Annotated in this window: 23 protein-coding genes; 15 read left to right on the top strand and 8 right to left on the bottom strand. The window is 62.4% G+C overall.

Annotation, left to right across the window (positions count from 1 at the left end; genetic code table 11):
• The first annotated feature begins 159 nt into the window (after positions 1–159).
• The 11 genes from IFU31_RS20690 to IFU31_RS20640 all read left to right on the top strand — a co-directional run bounded on the left by IFU31_RS20690 (position 160) and on the right by IFU31_RS20640 (position 11,175).
• Positions 160–1,275 (top strand): ABC transporter ATP-binding protein, encoded by a 1,116-nt coding sequence (locus tag IFU31_RS20690; RefSeq protein ID WP_122477165.1) that lies wholly within the window; start codon positions 160–162, stop codon positions 1,273–1,275.
• Positions 1,276–1,371: 96 nt separating this feature from the next.
• The gene (locus IFU31_RS20685) at positions 1,372–2,406 is read left to right on the top strand and encodes an ABC transporter substrate-binding protein (protein ID WP_192104454.1); all 1,035 of its coding nucleotides are present in this window, start codon (positions 1,372–1,374) and stop codon (positions 2,404–2,406) included.
• A gap of 78 nt (positions 2,407–2,484) precedes the next feature.
• Complete coding sequence (locus IFU31_RS20680; protein WP_192104452.1) at positions 2,485–3,732, top strand: ABC transporter permease; 1,248 nt, start codon at positions 2,485–2,487, stop codon at positions 3,730–3,732.
• 11 nt (positions 3,733–3,743) lie between these two features.
• Complete coding sequence (locus IFU31_RS20675; protein ID WP_122795540.1) at positions 3,744–4,571, top strand: ABC transporter permease; 828 nt, start codon at positions 3,744–3,746, stop codon at positions 4,569–4,571.
• Between the two features lie 312 nt (positions 4,572–4,883).
• Positions 4,884–5,558 carry a ribulose-phosphate 3-epimerase gene (rpe, locus tag IFU31_RS20670; protein WP_122477170.1) on the top strand — a complete coding sequence of 225 codons (675 nt, stop codon included), beginning with the start codon at positions 4,884–4,886 and terminating at the stop codon, positions 5,556–5,558.
• Complete coding sequence (locus IFU31_RS20665) at positions 5,555–6,373, top strand: phosphoglycolate phosphatase (protein WP_185795321.1); 819 nt, start codon at positions 5,555–5,557, stop codon at positions 6,371–6,373. Before rpe ends, IFU31_RS20665 begins: the two co-directional genes overlap by 4 nt.
• 59 nt (positions 6,374–6,432) lie before the next feature.
• On the top strand, positions 6,433–7,911 hold the full coding sequence (gene trpE / locus IFU31_RS20660; protein ID WP_192104450.1) for an anthranilate synthase component I: 1,479 nt from the start codon (positions 6,433–6,435) through the stop codon (positions 7,909–7,911).
• A gap of 77 nt (positions 7,912–7,988) precedes the next feature.
• Entirely contained in the window at positions 7,989–8,588 is a 600-nt protein-coding gene (locus IFU31_RS20655; protein WP_122477174.1) for an aminodeoxychorismate/anthranilate synthase component II, read from the top strand.
• Positions 8,589–8,597: 9 nt separating this feature from the next.
• Complete coding sequence (gene trpD, locus IFU31_RS20650) at positions 8,598–9,647, top strand: anthranilate phosphoribosyltransferase (RefSeq protein ID WP_192056434.1); 1,050 nt, start codon at positions 8,598–8,600, stop codon at positions 9,645–9,647.
• Positions 9,644–10,444 carry an indole-3-glycerol phosphate synthase TrpC gene (trpC, locus tag IFU31_RS20645; protein WP_192104448.1) on the top strand — a complete coding sequence of 267 codons (801 nt, stop codon included), beginning with the start codon at positions 9,644–9,646 and terminating at the stop codon, positions 10,442–10,444. The genes trpD and trpC overlap by 4 nt, the downstream gene beginning before the upstream one ends.
• Positions 10,445–10,485: 41 nt before the next feature.
• Complete coding sequence (locus IFU31_RS20640) at positions 10,486–11,175, top strand: lipoate--protein ligase family protein (protein WP_192104446.1); 690 nt, start codon at positions 10,486–10,488, stop codon at positions 11,173–11,175.
• A 31-nt stretch (positions 11,176–11,206) separates the two neighbouring features.
• On the opposite strand, the gene crp is transcribed toward IFU31_RS20640, so the two are convergent.
• Complete coding sequence (crp, locus tag IFU31_RS20635) at positions 11,207–11,845, bottom strand: cAMP-activated global transcriptional regulator CRP (protein WP_122714955.1); 639 nt, start codon at positions 11,843–11,845, stop codon at positions 11,207–11,209.
• 200 nt (positions 11,846–12,045) lie between these two features.
• On the opposite strand from crp, the gene IFU31_RS20630 reads away from it, so the two are divergent.
• A complete protein-coding gene (locus tag IFU31_RS20630) occupies positions 12,046–12,468 on the top strand; it encodes an OsmC family protein (protein WP_122477181.1) in 423 nt (140 codons plus the stop codon).
• A 49-nt stretch (positions 12,469–12,517) separates the two neighbouring features.
• Here IFU31_RS20630 and coq7 read toward each other — a convergent pair whose 3' ends face one another.
• From coq7 to hemJ, 4 genes are all read right to left on the bottom strand, one after another.
• Positions 12,518–13,165: a 2-polyprenyl-3-methyl-6-methoxy-1,4-benzoquinone monooxygenase gene (gene coq7, locus IFU31_RS20625; RefSeq protein ID WP_122714957.1), complete on the bottom strand. Its 648-nt coding sequence runs from the start codon at positions 13,163–13,165 to the stop codon at positions 12,518–12,520.
• A 78-nt stretch (positions 13,166–13,243) separates the two neighbouring features.
• Positions 13,244–13,582 carry a histidine triad nucleotide-binding protein gene (locus IFU31_RS20620; RefSeq protein WP_043192498.1) on the bottom strand — a complete coding sequence of 113 codons (339 nt, stop codon included), beginning with the start codon at positions 13,580–13,582 and terminating at the stop codon, positions 13,244–13,246.
• A 69-nt stretch (positions 13,583–13,651) separates the two neighbouring features.
• The gene (locus IFU31_RS20615; RefSeq protein ID WP_192056428.1) at positions 13,652–14,425 is read right to left on the bottom strand and encodes an SDR family NAD(P)-dependent oxidoreductase; all 774 of its coding nucleotides are present in this window, start codon (positions 14,423–14,425) and stop codon (positions 13,652–13,654) included.
• Positions 14,426–14,520: 95 nt separating this feature from the next.
• The gene (hemJ, locus tag IFU31_RS20610) at positions 14,521–14,946 is read right to left on the bottom strand and encodes a protoporphyrinogen oxidase HemJ (RefSeq protein ID WP_122477187.1); all 426 of its coding nucleotides are present in this window, start codon (positions 14,944–14,946) and stop codon (positions 14,521–14,523) included.
• 135 nt (positions 14,947–15,081) lie between these two features.
• Between hemJ and argC the strand changes: the two genes are divergently transcribed.
• Together argC and erpA are read left to right on the top strand one after the other, a co-directional pair.
• Positions 15,082–16,116: an N-acetyl-gamma-glutamyl-phosphate reductase gene (gene argC, locus IFU31_RS20605; protein WP_192060016.1), complete on the top strand. Its 1,035-nt coding sequence runs from the start codon at positions 15,082–15,084 to the stop codon at positions 16,114–16,116.
• A gap of 140 nt (positions 16,117–16,256) precedes the next feature.
• Positions 16,257–16,607, top strand: coding sequence for an iron-sulfur cluster insertion protein ErpA (gene erpA, locus IFU31_RS20600; protein ID WP_122477191.1), 351 nt, complete (start codon positions 16,257–16,259; stop codon positions 16,605–16,607).
• Positions 16,608–16,666: 59 nt separating this feature from the next.
• Here the strand turns inward: erpA and IFU31_RS20595 are convergent, their stop codons facing one another.
• Both IFU31_RS20595 and IFU31_RS20590 read right to left on the bottom strand, forming a co-directional pair.
• A complete protein-coding gene (locus IFU31_RS20595; RefSeq protein ID WP_192104444.1) occupies positions 16,667–17,758 on the bottom strand; it encodes an anhydro-N-acetylmuramic acid kinase in 1,092 nt (363 codons plus the stop codon).
• A 3-nt stretch (positions 17,759–17,761) separates the two neighbouring features.
• Complete coding sequence (locus IFU31_RS20590; RefSeq protein WP_192104442.1) at positions 17,762–19,225, bottom strand: peptidoglycan DD-metalloendopeptidase family protein; 1,464 nt, start codon at positions 19,223–19,225, stop codon at positions 17,762–17,764.
• 209 nt (positions 19,226–19,434) lie between these two features.
• Between IFU31_RS20590 and tyrS the strand changes: the two genes are divergently transcribed.
• Positions 19,435–20,634, top strand: coding sequence for a tyrosine--tRNA ligase (gene tyrS / locus IFU31_RS20585; protein WP_192056420.1), 1,200 nt, complete (start codon positions 19,435–19,437; stop codon positions 20,632–20,634).
• Positions 20,635–20,661: 27 nt separating this feature from the next.
• On the opposite strand, the gene IFU31_RS21625 is transcribed toward tyrS, so the two are convergent.
• A partial coding sequence (locus IFU31_RS21625; protein WP_206759191.1) for a hypothetical protein occupies positions 20,662–20,851 on the bottom strand: 190 nt, incomplete at its 5' end.

Genomic DNA, 20,851 nt, shown 5'->3' with positions numbered 1-20,851 from the left:
GCACTTCTCGCCCATGCTCAGGGGCGACATGCCTGTAGGGCAATCCCTACCCCGAATCTTCCAACTACCCCATGGCAATCTCTCCCAGCCCCCGATTTGCAAGGGTTGCGGCCTTCTCTAGGCTTGACCCCACGGCAGTCATTCAACAAAGGTGTGGGTATGAGCGAGGCAAGCGCAAGTACGGACGAGATACTGGTCAGCTTCCGTGGCGTGCAGAAAAGCTATGACGGTGAAAACCTCATCGTCAAGGACCTCAATCTGGACATCCGCAAGGGCGAGTTCCTTACGCTCCTCGGCCCCTCCGGCTCCGGCAAGACCACCAGCCTGATGATGCTGGCAGGCTTCGAAACCCCCACGGCGGGGGAAATCCAGCTGTCCGGACGCTCGATCAACCACGTGCCGCCGCACAAGCGTGACATCGGCATGGTGTTCCAGAACTACGCCCTGTTTCCGCACATGACCGTGGCGGAAAACCTGGCCTTCCCCCTGTCCGTGCGCGGCCTGAGCAAGACCGACATCAGCGAGCGGGTCAAGCGGGTGCTCGGCATGGTCCAGCTCGATGCCTTTGCCCACCGCTATCCGGCGCAGCTGTCCGGCGGACAGCAACAGCGTGTGGCCCTGGCCCGCGCCTTGGTTTTCGAGCCGCAACTGGTGCTCATGGACGAACCGCTGGGTGCCCTGGACAAACAGCTGCGCGAGCACATGCAGATGGAGATCAAGCACCTGCACCAGCGCCTGGGCGTCACCGTGGTGTACGTGACCCACGATCAGGGCGAGGCGCTGACCATGTCCGACCGCGTGGCCGTGTTCCATCAGGGCGAGATCCAGCAGATCGCCCCACCCCGTGCCCTCTACGAGGAGCCGAAGAACACCTTCGTCGCCAACTTCATCGGCGAAAACAACCGCATCAACGGACGTCTGCTCAGCCGCGAGGGCGAGCGCTGCATCGTCGAACTGCCACGGGGTGAAAAAATCGAGGCGCTGGCGATCAATGTCGGCCAGATAGGCGCACCGGTGACCCTGTCGATTCGGCCCGAACGGGTTCGCCTGAACGGCCACAGCGGCGAGTGCATCAACCGCTTCTCGGGGCGAGTCGCCGAATTCATCTACCTGGGCGATCACGTACGGGTGCGCCTGGAGGTGTGCGGCAAGACCGATTTCTTCGTCAAGCAGCCCATCGCCCAGCTCGACCCCGCATTGGCCGTGGGCGACGTGGTGCCCTTGGGCTGGCCATTGGAACACGCCCGCGCGCTGGACCCGCTGTTGGATCAATGAGGGCTTCACCGCTGAAGTCGCTGCAACCGTACCAAAACGATCAGAGGCGAACCATCGCCCCGCGCTTGACCCACCTGCACTTGGAGAGACGATTAAATGCTCAAGCACTTGAAATTGACCGGGCTGACGCTCGGCCTGTTCTGCGCCGGCCAGGCGTTGGCCGCTACCGACCTGACCGTGGTGTCTTTCGGCGGGGCCAACAAGGCCGCGCAGGTCAAGGCGTTCTACGAACCGTGGGAAAAGGCCGGCTCCGGCAAGATCGTCGCCGGTGAGTACAACGGCGAGATGGCCAAGGTCAAGGCCATGGTCGATACCAAGAGCGTGTCCTGGGACCTGGTGGAGGTGGAATCGCCCGAGCTGTCCCGCGGCTGCGACGAGGGCATGTTCGAAGAGCTCGATCCGGCGCTGTTCGGCAAGCAGGAAGACTTCGTCAAGGGTGCCATCCAGCCCTGCGGTGTAGGTTTCTTCGTCTGGTCCACAGTGCTGGCCTACAACGCCGACAAACTCAAGACTGCGCCCACCGGTTGGACCGATTTCTGGAACACCAAGGAATTCCCGGGCAAGCGTGGCTTGCGCAAGGGTGCCAAGTACACCCTGGAATTCGCCCTGATGGCCGACGGCGTAGCGCCCAAGGACGTGTATTCGGTGCTCGCCACCAAGGCCGGCCAGGACCGCGCCTTCAAGAAACTCGATGAACTCAAGCCCAGCATCCAGTGGTGGGAGGCCGGTGCCCAGCCGCCGCAGTACCTGGCCTCCGGCGACGTGGTCATGAGCTCGGCCTACAACGGGCGCATCGCGGCCGTGCAGAAAGAGAGCAACCTGAAAGTGGTCTGGAACGGCGGCATCTACGACTTCGATGCCTGGGCCATTCCCAAGGGGGCGAACAATGTCGAAGCCGCCAAGAAATTCATCGCCTGGTCGGTCGCGCCGCAGCAGCAGAAAACCTACTCGGAAAACATCGCCTACGGCCCTGCCAATACCCAGGCCGTGCCGCTGCTGAACAAGGACATTCTCAAGGACATGCCGACCACGCCGGAAAACATCGTCAATCAGGTGCAGATCGACGTGAGCTTCTGGGCCGACAACGGCGAGCAACTGGAACAGCGCTTCAATGCCTGGGCTGCCAAGTAACACGCGTCGCGGCAACGCTGTCATGGGCGCGCCTGCCGGGCGCGCCTTTTTAGACCTGAATGATTCGCGGAGTTGACCATGGCCGTCGCAGTGCCTCTCAAACAGGACGCCAGCCTCACCTTGAAACAGCGGCTGTCCCGGGCCGAACGGCGCAACCGCTGGAAAGCCCAGGCGTTGATTGCGCCGCTGGTGCTGTTCCTGCTGCTGGTGTTTCTGGTGCCCATCGCCGCGCTCCTGTACAAAAGCGTCGGCAACCCCGAAGTGGTCGAAGGCATGCCGCGCACCGTGGCGGCCGTGACCGCGTGGGACGGGAAGGGCCTGCCCGACGAACCGGTGTACCGGTCACTGGCCGAGGACCTCGCCGAATCGCGCAAGAATCAAAGCCTGGGCGATCTGTCCAAGCGTCTGAACATGGAGCTGGCCGGCTACCGCAGCCTGCTGGCGAAAACCGCTCGTGCCCTGCCGTTCAAGACCGAACCGGCCTCCTACAAAGAGGCGCTGCAGGCACTCGACGAGCGCTGGGGTGACCCGGCCTACTGGCAGGCGATCCGCCGCAACACCAGTACCCTCACGCCGTTCTACCTGCTGGCGGCGGTCGATCACCGCATCGACGACCTCGGCGAGGTGGCGCCTGCCACGGCGGACCAGGCCATCTACCTGGACATCTTCGCCCGCACGTTCTGGATGGGGCTGGTGATTACCGCCATCTGCCTGGCGCTGGCCTATCCCCTGGCCTATCTGCTGGCCAACCTGCCGACCCGGCAGAGCAATCTGCTGATGATCCTGGTGCTGCTGCCCTTCTGGACGTCCATCCTGGTGCGTGTCGCCGCCTGGATCGTGCTGCTGCAATCGGGCGGTCTGATCAACAGCGCACTGATGGCCATGGGCATCATTGATAAACCGCTGGAGCTGGTGTTCAACCGCGCCGGGGTCTACATCTCCATGGTGCACATCCTGCTGCCGTTCATGATCCTGCCCATCTACAGCGTGATGAAAGGCATCTCGCCCACTTACATGCGTGCGGCCATTTCCCTGGGTTGCCATCCGTTCGCCAGCTTCTGGCGGGTGTACTTCCCGCAGACCTACGCCGGGGTTGGCGCCGGCTGCCTGCTGGTGTTCATCCTGGCCATCGGCTATTACATCACTCCGGCGCTGCTGGGCAGCCCCAACGACCAGATGGTCAGCTACTTCGTGGCCTTCTACACCAACACCAGCATCAACTGGGGAATGGCGACCGCGCTGGGCGGCCTGCTGCTTCTGGCCACCGTGGTGTTGTACCTGATCTATAGCTGGCTGGTCGGCGCCAGCCGCCTGCGCCTGAGCTGAGGAACACTGACATGACGAGCCCTTACCTGTCGCCCATCGAACGCCTGTGGTTCTACACCCTGCGCATCCTGTGCGGTTTGATTCTGCTGTTCCTGATCCTGCCGGTACTGGTGATCATTCCGCTGTCGTTCAACTCCGGCAGCTTTCTGGTGTATCCCCTGCAGGGCTTTTCGCTGCACTGGTACCAGGATTTCTTCGGTTCGGCAGAGTGGATGCGCGCGCTGCGCAACAGCGTGATCATCGCCCCGGCCGCCACGGTCGTCGCGATGATCTTCGGTACCCTGGCAGCAATCGGTCTGACCCGCGGCGACTTCCCTGGCAAGTCCCTGGTGATGGCCTTGGTCATTTCGCCGATGGTGGTACCGGTGGTGATCATCGGCGTGGCCAGTTATCTGTTCTTCGCGCCGCTGGGGATGGGCAACAGCTTTCTCTCGCTGATCGTGGTGCACGCGGTGCTGGGTGTACCGTTCGTGATCATCACGGTGTCGGCGACGTTGCAGGGTTTCAACCACAACCTGGTACGGGCGGCGGCCAGCCTTGGCGCTTCGCCGCTGACCACGTTCCGTCGGGTGACCCTGCCGCTGATTGCACCGGGGGTGATTTCCGGCGCGCTGTTCGCCTTCGCCACCTCGTTCGATGAAGTGGTGGTGACCCTGTTCCTGGCCGGGCCGGAGCAGGCCACCTTGCCTCGGCAGATGTTCAGCGGCATCCGCGAGAACCTCAGCCCGACCATCGCCGCCGCGGCCACCCTGCTGATCGTCTTCTCGGTGTTGCTGCTGCTGGTACTGGAATGGCTGCGCGGCCGCGGCGAAAAGCTGCGCACCGCCGCCGTCCATTAACGCACCCGATGAGCACTCCTCACATCCCGTAGGAGCGGTCATCGGCCGCGAAAGGCCCACCCCGTTGTCCCAGGCAAACCGCGTCGTCCTTTTCGCGGCCACAGACCGCTCCTACGACAACCGGACAAAGACCATGCGATGTCGTCCAGCCCGGTAAAGGCCTCCGTAGGAGCGGTCATCGGCCGCGAAAGGCTCACCCTGGTGTCCCTGACAAACCACAGCGAATCCTGATCTGCTCCAGCGCAATTCGCCCGCTCATGCCGCCTGAGCTACAATGCGCGCCACCGTGATTCCAGCCTGAATAGGTGCGCCATGCAGCCCTTCGCAATTGCCCCGTCCATCCTCTCCGCGGACTTCGCCCGCCTGGGCGAAGAAGTCGATAACGTACTCGCCGCTGGCGCCGATATCGTCCACTTCGACGTGATGGACAACCACTATGTCCCCAACCTCACCATCGGCCCGATGGTGTGTGCGGCGCTGCGCAAATACGGCGTCAGCGCGCCCATCGATGTGCACCTGATGGTCAGCCCGGTCGACCGCATCATCGGCGACTTCATCGAGGCAGGTGCCAGCTACATCACCTTCCACCCCGAGGCGACCCAGCACATCGACCGCTCGCTGCAATTGATCCGCGAGGGCGGCTGCAAGGCTGGTCTGGTATTCAACCCGGCCACACCGCTGAACCTGCTCGAATACGTCATGGACAAGGTCGACATGATCCTCCTGATGAGCGTCAACCCCGGCTTCGGCGGCCAGAAGTTCATTCCCGGTACGCTGAACAAGCTGCGCGAAGCCCGCGCCCTGATCGACGCCAGCGGCCGCGATATCCGCCTGGAGATCGACGGTGGCGTCAACGTCGCCAACATCCGCGAGATCGCCGCCGCCGGGGCCGACACTTTCGTTGCCGGCTCGGCCATCTTCAACGCGCCGGACTACCGCCATGTGATCGAGCAAATGCGCACGGAATTGACGCTGGCCCGTTCATGAGTGCCATGGAGCGGCTGTTTCCCGGCGGCCTGCCACGGCTGGTGATGTTCGACCTGGACGGCACGCTGGTGGACTCCGTACCCGATCTGGCCGCCGCCGTCGACACCATGCTGGCCCAGCTGGGGCGCGCGCCGGCGGGGCTCGAAGCTGTCCGCGAATGGGTTGGCAACGGTGCCCGCGTGCTGGTTCGCCGGGCGCTCGCGGGTGGCCTCGAGCACCAGCACGTGGGCGAGGCGGAAACCGCGCACGCCCTCGAGCTTTTTTCGGCGGCCTATGCGTCCAGCCATGCCTTGACCCAGGTCTACCCAGGCGTGCACGAAACACTGAAATGGCTGCACAAGAAACGCGTGAAGATGGCGCTGATCACCAACAAGCCGGAGCGCTTCGTCGCCCCCTTGCTGGACCAGATGGGCCTGGGCCGCTATTTCAAGTGGATCATTGGCGGCGACACGCTGCCCCAGCAGAAGCCCGATCCGGCTGCCCTGTTTTTCGTCATGAAAATGGCCAAGGTCAAGGCGCAGCATTCCTTGTTCGTCGGCGATTCACGCAGCGACGTGCAGGCGGCCAAGGCTGCCGGCGTGACCTGTATTGCGCTCAGCTACGGCTACAATCACGGGCGTCCGATCGCCGAGGAATCACCGGCGCTGGTGATCGACGATCTGCGCGCGCTGATGCCTGGTTGCTTCGATCCGGCCACTGGGATAACGTTGGCCAACGGCAACTCCCCCGCTCATAGAGATTCCATCGTGGTGGTCACTCGCAAACTCTGGATGAAAGTCATCAAGGCCCTGGCCCGCTGGCGTTGGCGCGCCTGACTTTTCCGTTCCAACGTTTGCCCACAGACCGTTCGACCCCTCCATCACGAGGCTGAATCATGACCCGCGAAGACTTCCTGCGCCTGGCTGCCGAAGGCTACAACCGCATTCCGATGGCCCACGAAACCCTGGCCGACTTCGACACCCCCCTGTCCATCTACCTGAAGCTGGCCGACCAGCCCAATTCCTACCTGCTGGAATCGGTGCAGGGCGGCGAGAAGTGGGGCCGTTACTCGATCATCGGCCTGCCGTGCCGCACCGTCCTGCGCGTCCATGGCTACCACGCCAGCGTGACCTGCGACGGCGTCGAGATCGAAGCGTGCGAAGTCGAAGACCCGTTGGCCTTCGTCGAAGCTTTCAAGGCACGCTACAACGTGCCGAGCATTGCCGGTCTGCCACGCTTCAACGGTGGCCTGGTCGGTTACTTCGGCTACGACTGCGTGCGCTACGTTGAAAAACGCCTGGGCCCGTGCCCCAACCCCGATCCGCTGGGGGTTCCGGACATCCTGCTGATGGTGTCCGACGCGGTGGTGGTGTTCGACAACCTGGCGGGCAAGATGCACGCCATCGTCCTCGCCGATCCGGCCCAGGCCGACGCCTACGAACAGGCCCGCAGCCAGCTGGAAACCTTGATGGAGCGACTGCGCCAGCCCATCGTTCCGCGCCGCGGTCTGGATTTCAACCGCCCGCAGGCCAGTGACCCGGTGTTTCGCTCAAGCTTTACCCAGTCCGACTACGAAGGCGCCGTCGACACCATCAAGGAGTACATCCTGGCGGGCGACGTCATGCAGGTGGTGCCGTCGCAGCGCATGTCCATCGACTTCAAGGCCGCGCCGATCGACCTGTACCGCGCACTGCGCTGCTTCAACCCAACGCCCTACATGTACTTTTTCAATTTCGGCGACTTCCATGTGGTCGGCAGCTCACCCGAAGTGCTGGTGCGTGTCGAGGACGACCTGATCACCGTACGCCCGATTGCCGGCACGCGCCCACGCGGTGCTACCGAGGAAGCCGACCATGCGCTTGAAGTCGACCTGCTGTCCGACGACAAGGAGATCGCCGAGCACTTGATGTTGATCGACCTGGGCCGCAACGACGTGGGCCGGGTATCGGAAGTCGGCTCGGTGAAGCTGACCGAAAAGATGGTCATCGAGCGTTACTCCAACGTGATGCACATCGTGTCCAACGTGACCGGCCACCTCAAGCAGGGCCTGACCGCGATGGACGCCCTGCGCGCCATTCTGCCGGCCGGCACCTTGTCCGGCGCGCCGAAGATCCGCGCCATGGAAATCATCGACGAGCTGGAGCCGGTCAAGCGCGGTGTCTACGGCGGCGCGGTCGGCTACTTCGCCTGGAACGGCAACATGGACACCGCGATCGCCATTCGTACCGCGGTCATCAAGAACGGCGAGCTGCACGTGCAGGCCGGCGGCGGCATCGTCGCCGACTCGGTGCCTGCGCTGGAATGGGAAGAGACGCTGAACAAGCGTCGCGCCATGTTCAAGGCCGTGGCCCTGGCCGAGCAGTCGCCAGACTGATTCCGGACCCGGCAAGCCAGTGTCCACCGGTTCCAGCGAGCCGGTGGTCCGTCAGCAGATTCGAGAGGTTAAGCACCATGTTGCTCATGATCGACAATTACGACTCCTTTACCTACAACGTCGTGCAGTACCTGGGCGAACTGGGCGCCGACGTCAAAGTCATCCGCAACGATGAACTCAGCATCGCCCAGATCGAAGCCTTGGCACCTGAGCGCATCGTCGTGTCGCCCGGTCCCTGCACCCCCAACGAAGCCGGTGTTTCCCTCGACGTGATCCGGCATTTTGCCGGCAAGCTGCCGATCCTCGGCGTCTGTCTGGGCCACCAGTCCATCGGCCAGGCTTTCGGCGGCGACGTGGTACGCGCCCGTCAGGTCATGCACGGCAAGACCAGCCCGATCACCCACACCGACCTGGGCGTGTTCGAAGGTCTCAACCATCCGCTGACGGTCACCCGCTACCATTCTTTGGTGGTGAAGGCGCAGACCTTGCCCGAGTGCCTGGAGCTCACGGCCTGGACGACCCACGAAGACGGCACGGTGGACGAAATCATGGGCCTGCGGCATAAGACTCTGAATGTCGAAGGCGTGCAGTTCCACCCCGAATCGATCCTGACCGAGCAAGGCCACGAGCTGTTCGCCAACTTTCTCAAGCAGACCGGCGGCAGCCGCCAGGGCTAAGGAATACCCATGGATATCAAGAGCGCGCTGACCCGTATCGTCAGCCAGCTGGACCTCACCACCGAGGAAATGCGCGCGGTGATGCTCGACATCATGACCGGCCAGTGCAGCGAAGCGCAGATCGGCGCCTTCATGATGGGCATGCGCATGAAAAGCGAAACCATCGACGAGATCGTCGGCGCCGTGACGGCAATGCGCGAACTCGCCAGCAAGGTCGAACTGCGAACCCTGGACAAAGTGGTCGACATCGTCGGCACCGGTGGCGACGGCGCCAACATCTTCAACGTGTCCACCGCCTCGGCATTGGTCGTCGCGGCAGCCGGCTGCACGGTGGCCAAGCATGGCAACCGCGCGGTGTCCGGCAAGAGCGGCAGCGCCGACCTGCTCGAAGCTGCCGGCGTCTACCTCAACCTGGACGCACAGCAGGTCGCCCGCTGCATCGACAGCGTCGGCATCGGCTTCATGTTCGCCCAGGCCCATCACAGTGCCATGAAGCACGCGGCCATCCCGCGCCGCGACCTGGGCCTGCGGACCCTGTTCAACATGCTCGGCCCGCTGACCAACCCGGCCGGCGTCAAGCATCAGGTGGTGGGTGTGTTCACCCAGGCCTTGTGCCGACCGCTGGCCGAAGTGCTCGCGCGCCTGGGCAGCAAGCATGTACTGGTGGTGCATTCGCGCGATGGCCTGGACGAATTCAGCCTTGCCGCGCCGACCTTCGTTGCCGAGCTCAAGAATGGCGAGGTCAGCGAATATTGGGTCGAGCCCGAAGACTTCGGCATCAAGAGCCAGAGCTTGCATGGCCTGGTGGTCGACAGCCCGGCAGCCTCGCTCGAATTGATCCGCGACGCCTTGGGTCGGCGCAAGACCGAGCAGGGCGAGAAAGCGGCCGAAATGATCGTGCTCAACGCCGGCGCCGCACTGTACGCTGCCGATGTAGCGAGCAGCCTGAAAGAGGGCGTGGCCATGGCTCACGATGCATTGCATACCGGGCTGGCCCGCGAAAAGCTCGAAGAACTGGGTGCCTTTACCGCGGTATTCAAGCAGGAGAACGAAGCATGAGCGTGCCCACCGTGCTGGAAAACATACTGGCGCGCAAGACGCAGGAAGTGGCCGAGCGGCGCGCGCGAGTCAGCCTCGCCGAGCTTGAGCGTCTTGCCGCCGCGGCCGACGCGCCGCGCGGGTTTGCCCAGGCCTTGATCACCCAGGCTGCTTCGAAGCGGCCAGCCGTGATCGCCGAGGTCAAGAAAGCTTCGCCAAGCAAGGGCGTCATCCGCGAACACTTCGTTCCGGCCGACATCGCCCGCAGCTACGAGAAGGGCGGGGCTACCTGCCTGTCGGTGCTGACCGACATCGACTTTTTCCAGGGCGCCGACCTGTACTTGCAACAGGCACGCGGCGCCTGCCAGCTGCCGGTGATCCGCAAGGACTTCATGATCGATCCCTATCAGGTGATCGAGGCACGGGCACTGGGCGCCGACTGTATCCTGCTGATCGTCTCGGCACTGCAGGATGCGCAAATGGCTGAACTTGCCGCAGTGGCCAAAGGGCTCGGCCTCGACGTACTGGTCGAAGTGCACGACGGCGATGAGCTGGAGCGCGCGCTGAACACCCTGGACACGCCGCTGGTCGGGGTCAACAACCGCAACCTGCACACCTTCGACGTCAGCCTGGAAACCACCCTGGATCTGCTTCCACGCATTCCACGTGATCGCCTGGTGATCACCGAGAGCGGAATTTTCAACCGCGCCGATGTCCAGTTGATGGAAATCAACGGGGTCTATTCCTTCCTGGTCGGCGAAGCATTCATGCGCGCCGAAGATCCAGGCCTGGAGCTGCAGCGGTTGTTCTTCCCCTGATCCAATGGCCGCCTTGGCCTTCACCTCATGAGTCTCAGTCAATGCTTGTGCATTTGCCTACGGAACAGGGTTTGCGCGCCGAGCAGGATCTGCTCGGCGCTGTCTGCAAAGGCGAGCAAGCCTGGGGGTTGCTGTTCTGGTGCCCGACGGATCGCACGCTGGTGATGCCACGACGCATGAGCCGCCTCGATGGTTTCCAGGAGGCCAGCCTCGCCTCGGCCGCCAGCGGCTGGCCGGTGCTGCTGCGCGAAACCGGCGGCGAACCGGTGCCGCAGTCGTCATCCACCATCAACGTCGCGTTGGTGTATGTGGCTCCGCAGCCTGAAGGCGATCAGCATCGTATCGAAACGGCTTACCGCCGCCTGTGCCAGCCGTTGCTCGATGCCCTCGAACGACTGGGTGGCAGTGCGTCGTTGGGTGAAATAGAAGGGGCTTTTTGCGATGGCCGTTTCAACGTCAATCTCGACGGCCGCAAATGGGTCGGCACGGCGCAGCGTTGGCGCCAGGGCTTGAGCAGCACACGTCCGGTGGTGTTGGTGCACGGGGCGATGCTGATGGATGACGAGCGTGAATCCATGGCAGCAGCGGTCAATCTGTTCAATCGGCAATGTGGTCTGGAACAGCGGGTCAAGGCCGACAGCCATATCGCGCTGCATGAGCGTCATCCCGCCCCTGACCTGATCGACGAGCTGCACGCCGTCTATACGCGGATGCTGTCGGCGCTGGCTTGAACGCTGCCCGAGCGTGGAGGCTGCCTTGCGCTCAGCGCGTGCCGAACACCACCATGGTCTTGCCTTTGACATGGACCACGCTGCGCTCTTCAAGATCCTTGAGCACGCGACCGACCATCTCCCGTGAACAACCCACGATACGCCCGATTTCCTGCCGGGTGATCTTGATCTGCATGCCATCGGGGTGGGTCATGGCGTCGGGCTGCTTGCACAGGTCGAGCAGGCAGCGGGCAACCCGTCCGGTGACATCGAAGAACGCCAGGTCGCCGACCTTGCGCGTGGTGTCGCGCAGACGTTGCGCCATCTGTCCACCCACCGCGTAGAGCATCTCCGGCTCCTGCTGGGCCAATTCGCGAAACGCGGCATAGCTGATCTGCACCACTTCGCATTCGGTCTTGGCGCGTACCCATGCGTTGTGTGCCTGTGTGCCGCTTGCAGTCTGAAACAGGCCCAGCTCGCCGAAGAAATCGCCAACGTTGAGGTAGGCAATCACCAGCTCCCGACCTTCCTCCGCCTCGATCACCACCGTCGCCGAACCTTTGAGAATCAACGAAAGCGAGTCGTCACGCGCACCTGCGGCGATCAAGGTGGTCTTGGCGGCGAACCGATAACGCTGACCGTGTGCGAGCAGCTTCTCGAGGTTCTTGATCTTGTGCGCGGCAGCGGTCATGACTTGGTTCCGGAAAGGGCAATCTATCTGCATGAATCACGGCGATACGCCAGTACATTGGCGTCAGCTTATCAGACACACTCTAGAGTCACACGCCATTTAGACGGGGAGGCAGGCGGTTCGGCCGATCCTGCCTCATCAATCGTTACAACTGCGCTGTGTTAAGCTCACCCGCTTTATGAACACGGGAGTCCGGAAAGATGAAGGCGCGTATTCAATGGGCCGGCGAGGCCATGTTTCTGGGCGAGTCAGGCAGCGGCCATGTCGTGGTCATGGACGGGCCTCCCGAAAGCGGCGGTCGCAACCTGGGCGTGCGCCCCATGGAAATGTTGCTCCTGGGCCTGGGCGGCTGCAGCAACTATGACGTGGTCAGCATCCTCAAGAAATCGCGGCAACCCATCGAAAGCTGCGAGGCCTTTCTGGAAGCCGAACGCGCCAGCGAAGACCCCAAGGTCTTCACCAAGATCCACCTGCATTTCGTGGTCAAGGGCCGCGGCTTGAAAGAGGCCCAGGTCAAGCGTGCGGTGGAACTCTCGGCAGAGAAGTACTGCTCGGCATCCATCATGCTGGGACGCGCCGGCGTCGAGATCACCCATGACTACGAGATCGTCGAGCTGGGATGAATGAAAAAGGGCGCTCACCGAGCGCCCTTTCTGCATGCCTCACACGCATTCAGATGCGATAGGTGCTCTTGGTCATGACCTTGGCCAGCAAACTCATGCCAAAGCGTATCGGTGCCGGAAACCTGGCTCCGCCGGCGTCGAGCGCCGATTCGGCGTGGGCCTGCTCATCACTGCGCATCTGCGCCAGGATCGCCCGCGATTTCACGTCCTCGGCAGGCAGTTGCAGCAGATGCTCGTCGAGGTGCTTGACCACCTGGTGCTCGGTGGCTGCCACGAAGCCCAGGCTCACACGGTCACTGATAATCCCTGCGGCTGCACCGATACCGAACGACATCCCATAGAACAGCGGATTGAGCACACTGGTATGGCTGCCCAATTGACGAATGCGCTGCTCGCACCAGGCCAGGTGATCCACTTCCTCTTCTGCTGCATGCTCCATGGCCTTGCGCACCTGGGGCAGCTTCGCGGTCAGTGCCTGGCCTTGGTACAGTGCCTGTGCGCAGACCTCACCGGTGTGATTGATGCGCATCAGTCCGGCCACGTGCCGGCTCTGTTGCTTGTCCATCGTCACCTCGGGCTGGACGACGGCCGGCGACGGTCGCGACGGATGGCCGCTGAACGGCAGCAGGGTGCGCATGGCCGTGTCGGCCTGCAGCAACAATCGGTCAATCGGCGAGTAGTGACGCTGGGTAGCCATGGGCACCTCCGTTGAAATCTTGCCTGCATGTTGGCGCACGAGCGCGCAGCACTGGGCTGCGGCTCGAATGAATGCCGGTCAGCCGGGCGGCCAGTTCATCTGGCGCTGCCCCAGCACATGCATGTGTATGTGGTAGACGGTCTGACCGCCCAGTTCGTTGCAGTTCATCACCACCCGGAAACCTTCTTCGCAACCCAGCTCCTTGGCCAGGCGCTGGGCGGTGAACAGAATGTGTCCTGCCAGGCCCTTGTCGTCTTCGGTCAGGTCGTTGAGCGTACGAATGGCCTTTTTCGGGATGACCAGGAAATGCACCGGAGCCTGGGGCGCAATATCGTGGAAGGCCAACACCTGGTCGTCCTCGTAGATGATCCTGGCCGGAATCTCCCGGTTGATGATCTTGGTAAACAGAGTATCCACAATGCATCTCCATGGCGGTCGAAGGGTCAGTGTACTGAGGCTTGCGTCCAGCGCCCAGTGTTGCCTGCTTCAATGCGGGGCATAGGCCTTGTTGATCCACCCGGCCAATCTCCGCGTCAGCCAGCGCGGGAACAGGCGTGGAGCCCTTGCCAGCCAGCCATTGCGCCGTCCGGGTACGATCACCGCGCGATCGCGGGCGAGCGCGCGCACGGTCTGCAAGGCGACCTGCTCGGCGTCCAGCACCAGCGAGCTGCCCGCCAGGCGCGGAATTCGCCGTTGGCTTGCGCGTACGGGGCCCGGACACAGCACCGAGACCCTCACCCCGGTCTGCTTGAGTTCCTCGCGCAACCCTTCGGAAAAATGCAGGACATAGGCCTTGCTGGCCGCATAGCTGCTCATCCATGGGCCGGGTTGAAACGCGGCCAGCGAGGCTACATTGAGAATCTGCCCACCGCCCTGCACGGCCATGGCGTTGCCCAGGGCATGGCAGAGGCGGGTCAGGGCCAGAATGTTCAGTTCGATCAGGTCCTGTTCCTGGCTCCAGTCCTGGGCAAGAAAGTGCCCATGGGAGCGCACGGCGGCACAGTTCACCAGCAGGTCGATCTGACGTTCGCTTTCCTCGAGCTCCAGCAGGAAGCCGGATAGCCGCAATGGCTCGCCGAGGTCACAGGCACGAAACAGTACTTCCACACCAAAGCGCTGGGTCAGTTCAGCGGCAATGATTTCCAGCGGGTCACGGTGGCGCGCCACCAGCAGCAGGCTGCGTCCGCGCCTGGCCAGGGCTTCGGCCATGGCCAGGCCCAGGCCTGCCGACGCGCCTGTGATCATGGCATAACGGGTCATCGAATTCTCCATACCCGCGCCAGGCAAGCTGGCGCGATTTCATATGGACAGTCTACAGGGCGCACCGGCTTTGAGCGCGTTGCTTGTGCGCAGGATCAGAATGGCTTGACCACCACCAGAATCACCACGGCCAGCAGCACCAGCACCGGAATTTCGTTGAACCAGCGGAAAAACACATGGCTACGCTTGTTTTCGCCCCGCGCGAAACGCTTCATCTGCGCGCCGCATACGTGGTGATAGCCGGTCAACAAGATGACCAGGGTCAGCTTGGCATGCATCCACCCCTGGCTCATCCAGCCCGGCGACAGCGCGATCAGCCAGATGCCGAAGATGAACGTGGCGATCATCGCCGGCGTCATGATCCCGCGGTACAGCTTGCGCTCCATGACGGCGAAGCGTTCGCGGCTGACGGTGTCCTCGCTCTGGGCGTGGTAGACGAACAGGCGCGGCAGGTAGAACAACCCGGCAAACCAGCAGACAACGCTGACGATGTGCAGGGCCTTGATCCATAGATAAAGCATTTCCAGTTATTCCCAGGTTCACGGTAGCGTCGATAGTAGAGTCTGCCAGCGCTCACGTCATCTCAACGGTTGTTACACAGACGCAGGCCCCCTATCATCGAAGGCTTTCCAGTCGCATCGTGAAGAGGGCATTTTATGGTCAAGGTCGGTATCGTCGGCGGCACGGGTTATACCGGGGTCGAACTACTGCGTCTGCTGGCGCAGCATCCGCAGGCGCAGGTAGAGGTCATTACCTCCCGATCCGAGGCTGGCCTGCCCGTTGCCGACCTGTACCCCAACCTGCGAGGCCACTACGACGGCCTGGCGTTCAGCGTCCCTGACATCAAGACGTTGGGTGCTTGCGACGTGGTGTTCTTCGCCACGCCCCATGGCGTCGCCCATGCCCTGGCCGGTGAGCTGCTCGCGGCGGGAACCAAGATCATCGACCTGTCCGCCGACTTCCGTCTGCAGGATGCCGATGAATGGGCCAAATGGTACGGCCAGCCCCATGGTGCACCCGAGCTGCTGGTCGACGCTGTCTACGGCTTGCCCGAGGTCAACCGCGAGCAGATCCGTCAGGCGCGTCTGATCGCCGTGCCGGGTTGCTATCCCACGGCCACCCAGTTGGGTTTCCTGCCGCTGCTCGAGGCCGGCCTGGCCGACAACACGCGTCTGATCGCCGACTGCAAGTCGGGTGTCAGCGGCGCGGGTCGTGGCGCCAGCGTAGGCTCGTTGTTCTGCGAGGCGGGTGAAAGCATGAAGGCCTACGCAGTCAAGGGGCATCGCCATCTGCCTGAAATAACCCAGGGCCTGCGTCGCGCGGCTGGCGGCGAAGTGGGCCTGACCTTCGTTCCCCATCTCACTCCAATGATCCGTGGCATTCACTCCACGCTGTACGCCACCGTCGTCGACAAATCGGTCGATCTGCAGGCGTTGTACGAGGCGCGTTATGCCGACGAGCCGTTCGTCGATGTCATGCCGGCCGGCAGCCACCCCGAGACCCGCAGCGTACGCGGCGCCAATGTCTGCCGGATCGCCGTGCATCGCCCACAGGACGGTGATCTGGTCGTCGTGCTTTCGGTCATCGACAACCTGGTCAAGGGGGCGTCGGGCCAGGCCGTACAGAACATGAACATCCTGTTCGGCCTGGACGAGCGCTTCGGTCTGTCTCACGCCGGCATGCTGCCCTGACGCTTGCCGCAGCGGTTTCCAGAGGCCCGCTTGCGGGCCTCTTTGCGTTTGCCACTGGCTAATTCTTGACCATTTTCGTAGGAGAAGCGGATAATGCCGCCATTGAGCATTATGACGGCGTACGCCGGGAGAACTTCTACATGAGCGTCGAATCCTTTACCCCCATGGCATTGCAATTCACCCAAGGGGCCGCCATCAAGGTCAAGAACCTGGTCGACGAAGAGGGTAATGATCGCCTCAAGCTGCGCGTCTTCGTCACCGGTGGCGGCTGCTCGGGCTTCCAGTATGGCTTCACCTTCGATGAAGACGTTGCCGAAGACGACACCATCGTCGAGCGCGAAGGCGTCAGCCTGGTGGTCGATCCCATGAGCTTCCAGTACCTGGCCGGCGCGCAGGTGGATTACCAGGAAGGTCTGGAAGGTTCGCGGTTCGTCATCAACAACCCGAACGCCAGCACCACTTGCGGTTGCGGTCAGTCCTTCTCGATCTGATCCAGCGCCAACAAAAACGCCGCGCATCTGCGCGGCGTTTTCGTTTCAGGCGTCAGGCTTCAAGCCGGGTATATAGCGCCCAGTACTCGCAGGCCGCGTGCGCCAGTCACGCTCGGCCGATTGGCGGCTATGCCCTGCAGGCAGCAATCGGCCAGCCAGGCGAACGCCATTGCCTCGACCCAGTCCGGGTCGACACCGGCTTTCGCCGTACTGGCCACCTGAGTGTCTGGCAACAAGGCTTGCAGGCGCGTCATCAGCGTCTGGTTGTGCGCGCCGCCGCCACAGACCAGCAGCGCATGGGTGGTCGGCTGGGCGACACGCAGCGACTGTACGGTACTCTGCGCGGTCAGCTCGAGAAGCGTTGCCTGAACGTCGGCATCGGCGAGCGCGGGCCGCGCCTCCAGGTGTCGCTGCAGCCACCCCAGATTGAACACCTCGCGGCCCGTGCTTTTCGGTCCGCTGCCAGCGAAGAACGGGTCGCCCAGCAGCGCGCCGAGCAAATGCGGCTGTAGCGTGCCGGTTGCTGCCCAGGCGCCACCCTGGTCATAGTCCAGGCCGCGCTTGAGCTGAATCCAGGCATCCATCAGCACATTGCCAGGTCCGCAATCGAAACCGCTGACCGGCGTATTCCCGCCAATCAGGCTGAGGTTGCTGAAACCACCCACGTTGAGCACCGCACGCGCCTCGCCTTCGGCGCCGAACAGGGCCTCGTGGAAAGCCGGCACCAGGGGAGCACCTTGACCACCGGCTGCGACATCGCGGCGGCGAAAATCGCCTACCACGGTGATCTGGGTCAGTTCTGCCAGCAGGGCAGGGTTGCCAATCTGCACGGTGAAGCCACGGGCAGGCTCGTGGCGAACGGTCTGGCCGTGGCTGCCGATGGCACGGATGTCTGCAGGGGCCAGTTGCTGTGCGGTGAGCAAGGCCGATATGCCATTAGCCGCCAACGCGACCCACTGGTTTTCCGCCAGAGCGGCCCGGGCTATCTCATCCGGACCGCTGGCGCACAGTTCCAGCAGTTGCTGGCGCAGTGCTTCGGGCATGGGCACATAGTGCGTCGCGACCAGCCGAGTCGAGCGGTCCTGCTCGATCAGGGCAATGTCCAGCCCGTCCAGGCTGGTGCCGGACATTACCCCCAGGTAGTAAGTCATGACTCAGCGCTTGCTCGCCAACAGCGTCGTCCGCTCGGCGTCCATCTTCGCCATCAACGGCTGGCTCAGCTGGTTGAAACGCTGTTTTTCGGCCTTGGCAATCGGGTCGGCCATCGGCAGCTTCTGGCCCAGTGGGTCAACATGGACACCATTGACCTGGAACTCGTAGTGCAAGTGCGGGCCCGTGGACAAACCGGTGGTGCCGATGTAGCCGATGACCTGGCCTTGCTTGACGCTGCCGCCGGTCTTGATGCCCTTGGCAAAGCCCTGCATATGCCCGTACAGCGTGGTGTAGCTATTGCCGTGCTGGATGATCACAGTATTGCCGTAGCCACCGCGGCGGCCGGCCAGTGTCACCTTGCCGTCGCCGGCAGCCTTGATCGGCGTGCCCCGCGGCGCTGCGTAGTCGACGCCCTTATGCGCGCGGATCTTGTTCAGGATCGGATGCTTGCGGCCCATCGAGAAGCGCGAGCTGATGCGGGCGAAGTCCACCGGGGTACGAATGAACGCCTTGCGCATGCTGTTGCCATCGGCGGTGTAGTAGTTGCTGTTGCCTTGCTTGTTGGTGTACCGGACTGCGGTATAGGTCTTGCCGCGGTTGGTAAAGCGCGCGGCCAGGATGCCGCCAGTGCCGATCACCTTGCCGTTGAGCACACGCTGCTCGTAGACGATATCGAACTCATCGCCCTGGCGAATATCCTGAGCGAAGTCCACGTCGTAGCCGAAAATGCTGGCCATGTCCATGGTCTGGCTGTGGGACAGACCCGCGCGCGCCGCAGATTGCGACAGGGAGTTCTTGATGACTCCGTGCGCATAGGCTTCGCGCGTCACTGGCTTGCTGGTTTCACGCTCGAATGCGAAACCATTGCCGGCCTTGGTCAGGCGGATGGTGTCCAGCTCGCTGAGTTTGCTGTGCAGGCCGAGCAGATCGCCTTCAGGCGACAGCTCGAACTCCAGCAGTTGCCCACGCTTGAGCTGGGTGAACTGCTTGGCCTTCTTGTCAGTGCCTACCACTTGGGCGGCGGTGGAAGCTGGCAGGCCAACCTTTTCGAACAGCGTGGAGAGCGTGTCGCCCTTGGCCACAACGACTTGACGGTGCGAAGGCTCTTTCTTGACCGCTGCGACGTCCTTGGCGACAGTCGCTTCCTTGCTCGCAGCTACCTGAGGAGTAGCCGGCGCAGCTGGCTGTGCAGCCTGCTCGGTGTCTGTCGCGGCAGAGGGTTCGATCTGGGCAAATGGCGCGGGAGCAGCCTGCTCGGCGATCGGGGCTACCGGAGTGTCCTGTTCGGCGTCCTTGAGCTGTTCTGCGGGAGCCGGCATTTCCAGGCTCATGATGGTGCGCTTTGCTTCCACATCACTGGAGGGGAATACCAGCAAGGCAAGGCTGAGGAGGGCGGCTATGCCGCTGGCAGCCACAAGGTGGCTCTTCGGATAAAGCGGCGGCGCTTTAGGCGGTTGCTTGGTCATAGGTGATTTTTTGACTTTTGAAGATGGAAAGATGAGATGAATGACATGATGAAGATGAAATAACTGTATAAAATATAACCAAAACCCCTCTAAAGCAAGCTCGCAGACGTTTGCTTGGCGCCAATGAGTCACATCTGTGCTCGCGCCTTGTATTTGACCCGTGATCTTGTATCGTTGAGCCCTTTGAATCCGAGCGTTGTAGGACCTATATGAAGTCTGTTGAAGAGCAGCTGGCGCTGATCAAGCGCGGCACGGAAGAGGTGCTTGTCGAATCCGAACTGGTCGAGAAGCTCAAGCGCGGTCAGCCGCTGCGTATCAAGGCAGGCTTCGACCCCACCGCTCCGGATCTGCACCTGGGTCACACGGTGCTGATCAACAAGCTTCGGCAGTTCCAGGAGCTGGGTCACCAGGTCATCTTCCTTATAGGTGACTTCACGGGCTCCATCGGTGATCCCAGTGGCAAGAGCGCCACGCGCCCGCCCTTGACCCGTGAGCAGGTGCTCGAGAATGCCGAAACCTACAAGGCCCAGGTGTTCAAGATCCTTGACCCGGCCAAAACCGAGGTGGCGTTCAACTCCACCTGGATGGACGTCCTCAGCCCGGCCGATTTCATTCGCCTGGCTTCGCAGTACACCGTGGCGCGCATGCTCGAGCGTGACGACTTCAGCAAGCGCTACACCAGCAACCAGCCGATCGCCATCCACGAGTTCCTCTATCCACTGGTTCAGGGTTATGACTCTGTCGCCCTGCGCGCAGACGTCGAGCTGGGCGGTACCGACCAGAAATTCAACTTGTTGATGGGGCGCGAGTTGCAGCGCGCCTATGGTCAGGAAGCTCAGTGCATCGTCACCCTGCCGTTGCTGGAAGGCCTGGACGGCGTGAAGAAGATGTCCAAGTCGCTGGGTAACTACGTCGGCATCCAGGAAGCGCCCGGCATCATGTACAGCAAGCTGGTCTCCATTCCGGATGCGTTGATGTGGCGTTACTTCGAACTGCTCAGCTTTCGCAGCATGGACGAGATCGAAGCGTTCAAGGCTGACGTGGAGGCCGGCGCCAATCCTCGTGACATCAAGATCAAGCTCGCCGAAGAAATCGTCGCGCGATTCCATGGCGAGGAAGCCGCCCAAAGCGCGCACAAGGCTGCGGGCAATCGCATGAAGGAGGGCGAGTTGCCGGAGGATCTGCCGGAAATGGATATCGCAGGCGCTGAAGATATGCCCATTGCCGCTATCCTTAATAAAGCAGGGATGGTCAAGAACGCCGCGGGCGCTCGCGATCTACTTAATGCCGGAAGTGTTCGTGTCGATGGCGTCGTGGTAGATCGGGCATTCGTCTTCACACTGGGTGCGACCCATATAGTGCAGGCCGGGAAGAAGGCTTTTGCCCGCATTACGCTAAAAAACGAATAATCCGAAACAAGGGCTTGACGGCGAACTTCAAGTGTCTATAATTCGCCCCACTTCCGGCGCAGCGGAAACGATAAACTCCTTGTTAATCAATGAGTTGGCCGTTTCAGAGGGTTCGGAAGGGTTTCGATCGTCAAGGTCGGAAGCGGTGAAAAAGGCAGTTGACAGCGGTTTGAAACGCTGTAGAATTCGCCTCCCGCTGACGAGTGATCGAAGCGAG

This window comes from Pseudomonas sp. CFBP 13602 (assembly GCF_014842725.1).
In the GTDB taxonomy this organism is placed as follows: Bacteria; Pseudomonadota; Gammaproteobacteria; order Pseudomonadales; family Pseudomonadaceae; genus Aquipseudomonas; species Aquipseudomonas baltica.
This window is presented reverse-complemented; position numbering and strand designations above follow the sequence as displayed.

Coding starts and splice junctions, on each gene's coding strand:
- IFU31_RS20690 (WP_122477165.1), top strand. CDS start 160: ATGAGCGAGGCAAGCGCAAGTACGGACGAGATACTGGTCAGCTTCCGT.
- IFU31_RS20685 (WP_192104454.1), top strand. CDS start 1,372: ATGCTCAAGCACTTGAAATTGACCGGGCTGACGCTCGGCCTGTTCTGC.
- IFU31_RS20680 (WP_192104452.1), top strand. CDS start 2,485: ATGGCCGTCGCAGTGCCTCTCAAACAGGACGCCAGCCTCACCTTGAAA.
- IFU31_RS20675 (WP_122795540.1), top strand. CDS start 3,744: ATGACGAGCCCTTACCTGTCGCCCATCGAACGCCTGTGGTTCTACACC.
- rpe (WP_122477170.1), top strand. CDS start 4,884: ATGCAGCCCTTCGCAATTGCCCCGTCCATCCTCTCCGCGGACTTCGCC.
- IFU31_RS20665 (WP_185795321.1), top strand. CDS start 5,555: ATGAGTGCCATGGAGCGGCTGTTTCCCGGCGGCCTGCCACGGCTGGTG.
- trpE (WP_192104450.1), top strand. CDS start 6,433: ATGACCCGCGAAGACTTCCTGCGCCTGGCTGCCGAAGGCTACAACCGC.
- IFU31_RS20655 (WP_122477174.1), top strand. CDS start 7,989: ATGTTGCTCATGATCGACAATTACGACTCCTTTACCTACAACGTCGTG.
- trpD (WP_192056434.1), top strand. CDS start 8,598: ATGGATATCAAGAGCGCGCTGACCCGTATCGTCAGCCAGCTGGACCTC.
- trpC (WP_192104448.1), top strand. CDS start 9,644: ATGAGCGTGCCCACCGTGCTGGAAAACATACTGGCGCGCAAGACGCAG.
- IFU31_RS20640 (WP_192104446.1), top strand. CDS start 10,486: ATGCTTGTGCATTTGCCTACGGAACAGGGTTTGCGCGCCGAGCAGGAT.
- crp (WP_122714955.1), bottom strand. CDS start 11,845: ATGACCGCTGCCGCGCACAAGATCAAGAACCTCGAGAAGCTGCTCGCA.
- IFU31_RS20630 (WP_122477181.1), top strand. CDS start 12,046: ATGAAGGCGCGTATTCAATGGGCCGGCGAGGCCATGTTTCTGGGCGAG.
- coq7 (WP_122714957.1), bottom strand. CDS start 13,165: ATGGCTACCCAGCGTCACTACTCGCCGATTGACCGATTGTTGCTGCAG.
- IFU31_RS20615 (WP_192056428.1), bottom strand. CDS start 14,425: ATGACCCGTTATGCCATGATCACAGGCGCGTCGGCAGGCCTGGGCCTG.
- hemJ (WP_122477187.1), bottom strand. CDS start 14,946: ATGCTTTATCTATGGATCAAGGCCCTGCACATCGTCAGCGTTGTCTGC.
- argC (WP_192060016.1), top strand. CDS start 15,082: ATGGTCAAGGTCGGTATCGTCGGCGGCACGGGTTATACCGGGGTCGAA.
- erpA (WP_122477191.1), top strand. CDS start 16,257: ATGAGCGTCGAATCCTTTACCCCCATGGCATTGCAATTCACCCAAGGG.
- IFU31_RS20595 (WP_192104444.1), bottom strand. CDS start 17,758: ATGACTTACTACCTGGGGGTAATGTCCGGCACCAGCCTGGACGGGCTG.
- IFU31_RS20590 (WP_192104442.1), bottom strand. CDS start 19,225: ATGACCAAGCAACCGCCTAAAGCGCCGCCGCTTTATCCGAAGAGCCAC.
- tyrS (WP_192056420.1), top strand. CDS start 19,435: ATGAAGTCTGTTGAAGAGCAGCTGGCGCTGATCAAGCGCGGCACGGAA.